The sequence below is a fragment of the Acidovorax sp. HMWF029 genome (assembly GCF_003060895.1).
In the GTDB taxonomy this organism is placed as follows: domain Bacteria; phylum Pseudomonadota; class Gammaproteobacteria; order Burkholderiales; family Burkholderiaceae_C; genus Acidovorax.
The window spans coordinates 5221-7421 of record NZ_QAIH01000206.1 but is presented as its reverse complement, the minus strand read 5'-3'; the positions used below and the strand labels follow the sequence as shown (position 1 = coordinate 7421).

At 67.4% G+C, this 2201-nt stretch carries 1 protein-coding gene and 1 pseudogene; both read right to left on the bottom strand.

Going from position 1 to position 2201, the window contains the following annotated elements:
* Positions 1 to 88 precede the first annotated feature (88 nt).
* A pseudogene (locus DBR12_RS22920) lies at positions 89 to 361 on the bottom strand (DNA-binding protein YbiB); the annotation flags it as partial.
* Between the two features lie 167 nt (positions 362 to 528).
* The coding region (locus tag DBR12_RS22915) for a molybdopterin-dependent oxidoreductase (protein ID WP_233244528.1) at positions 529 to 2201 on the bottom strand (1673 nt) is incomplete at its 5' end.

Sequence of the window (2201 nt, the reverse complement as noted above, 5' to 3'; positions counted from 1 at the left end):
GCCCGCCACCGACCGACCGCTCATCGTGCTGCCCAGCTACAACGGCGCGCGCAAGCTGCCTGTGCTGACCCCGCTGCTGGCGCTGCTACTGGCGCGCGCCGTTGTAGCTGGGCAGCACGATGAGCGGTCGGTCGGTGGCGGGCAGCAGCGCCACGCGCTGGTGGGTGGCGTCCAGAAAGCCGCACATCTCCTCAGCCGTCTCGCCCTTGATGCGCATGGCCAGGCAAAAGGCTCCGATCTCCAGGTCGGTGACATGGCCGTCCAGCACTTGGCCGAACAGGTCCGTGGCCTGCTCGCGCGACAGCGGCTTGGCGCCGCGCGCGCCGCGGCCGATTTCCTTGATGTACTGGGCGATGGCCATGGTTCTCGGTGGCGGGACTTGTGAAACAGGGCTTCAGCGTCGTTGTTTCGGCTTGCCGTACAGGCGTACTGTCTGCGCCGAAAGCGCCTAGCTGCAGCCCTGTTGCCAAGTCCTGGTGGGGTTTGTTGGTCCGAGGGTTATTTTCCTGCAACCCAGAGAACTTTTGGTTATATGGCGGCCTGTGCCATGGGCTTGGACGCCAGTGGCCCCGTGGCCCGCACCATGCGCTTGATTTCGGGCAGGCACGATCCGCAGTTGGTGCCGCAGCGCAGCTTGCCCTGAAGTTGTGCCAGCCGGTCGTCGTCGGTGCCCTGGCAGTGCGCCAGCTCGGCGGTGATGGCGGCGTCCGTCACGTTCAAGCAGGTGCACACCGATTTGCCACGCGACTGCACCGCCACTGGAGCCTTGGTGCCTGGCACCAGCAGCAGGCGGCCATAGGTCTGCGCGGGCAGCTCTTCTTGCAGCAGGGTCTTGAGCCAGCCTTCGGCGCTGGTGTCGCCCGCAAGCACGATACCTTCAAGCGTGGAGGTGTCGCCATGGCGTGCCAGCCGCGCGGCGCGGCGCTGGCCGCGCTTTTTGTCGGCATACCGCAGCGTGTCGGCCGTGGACAGGCCCATCAGCATTTCAATGCCATCCACGGTGGCCTCGGGCGGTGCATTGTGTGCGGCGGCGCGCAGCAGCACGCCCACGCGCTCGCGCCCGGGTTCCTGCAGGGGCGTGTTGTTGCTGAAGGGCACGCAGCTCGTGAACTGGAAAAGGGGGGACTGCGCCATCAGCGCAGACAGCGCTTCGCGCGTTGCCTGGGCGCTGTCGGCGGGCAGCCAGGCCATCGCCAGCAGCGTCCAGGGCAGTTCGGCCTTGAGCACCTGGATAGCTGCGTGCTTGAGTTCGGGTTGCTTGGAGGTGGGGCAATACGCCGAGGTGGTGAGCGCGTTCACGCCCGCCAGGCGCTCGCCTGTGGGCGAGCAACCGCTCAAGAACTCGCTGCCCCAGTGCATGGCCATGAAGGCCTGCGACAGGCCCACCGTGGCATCGCTTTGCGCGGGCACGACGATGGTGCCGCGCTTGCTCGTCACGCAGACCAGGTCGCCGTCTTGAAGGCCCCGGCGCTCCATGTCCTGCGGGTGCAACTGCACGCTGGGCTCGGCCACATGGCCGAACAGGCGGCCCAGGGTGCCGGTGCGCGTCATGCCGTGCCATTGGTCGCGCAGGCGGCCCGTGGTCAGGCTGAAAGGGTAGCGCGATTCGCGCTGTTCGGCCGTAGGTTGCCAGGCGTGCGCGGAAAAACGCGCGCGGCCATCAGCGGTGGGGAAGACGCTGTCTTCGTACAGGCGGGCCTTGCCTGTGGCCTTGCCTGCAGGCAGCGGCCACTGCTGCGGGCCTGCAGATTCGAGCATCTCCCAAGACAGGCCGGTGATGTCCAGGTCGCGCCCGCGAGTACTTTCGCGGTGCTCCTTCCAGATGGCTTCAGCGCCCGCATCGGCAGCGTCTGTGGCGTAGGGGAAGAGCGTGGGTGCACCGGGGCGCAGGCGTGCCTCCAGCTGGTGCGCAAACTGCACCGCAATGGCCCAGTCATGGCGTGCCTGCCCGGGTGCGGGCACTGCAGTGCGCACGCGCGAGATGCGGCGTTCACTGTTGGTCACTGTGCCCGTCTTTTCGCCCCAGGTGGTGGCGGGCAGCAGCAGGTCGGCGTATGCGCATGTCTCGGCGGTGGCAAAGGCTTCTTGCACTACCACAAATTCGGCGCGCTGCAGTGCGCGGCGTACGGTGGCCTGGTCGGGCATGCTCTGCGCGGGGTTGGTGCAGGCAATCCACAGCGCTTTTATTTCGCCGTCGGCGG